Source organism: Burkholderia sp. A9 (genome assembly GCF_000801975.1).
This window is the reverse complement of the sequence record NZ_JSZN01000045.1, coordinates 1-393: the sequence shown is the minus strand read 5'-3', so window position 1 is coordinate 393 and position 393 is coordinate 1. Positions and strand designations below refer to the sequence as shown.

The 393-nt window shown below is 66.2% G+C and carries 1 protein-coding gene; it reads left to right on the top strand.

Annotated elements, in window-relative coordinates; translation table 11 throughout:
• On the top strand, positions 1 to 393 hold a 393-nt coding region (locus PI86_RS15135), incomplete at both ends, for an ABC transporter permease subunit (RefSeq protein ID WP_039324090.1).

Genomic DNA, 393 nt, shown 5'->3' with positions numbered 1-393 from the left:
CTGTGCGTGTCGTACGTGGCGATCATCGTGCAGTCGCGCGTGAAGGAGATGAACAAGTCGCTGGAGGAGGCGGCGCTGGATCTGGGCGCAACGCCGCTGAAGGTGTTCTTCGTGGTGACGCTGCCGCTGATCTCGCAGGCGCTGCTGTCGGGGTGGCTGCTGTCGTTCACGCTGTCGATCGACGACCTGGTGCTGTCGGCGTTCCTGTCGGGGCCGGGCTCGACGACGCTGCCGCTGGTGGTGTTCTCGCGCGTGCGGCTCGGGCTGAACCCGGAGATGAATGCGCTGGCGACGCTGTTCATCACCGCGGTGACGATCGGCGTGATCGTCGTGAACCAGATGATGATCGCGCGCGAGCGGCGTCGTGTGGCCGACATGAAGGCGGCGTTCGCG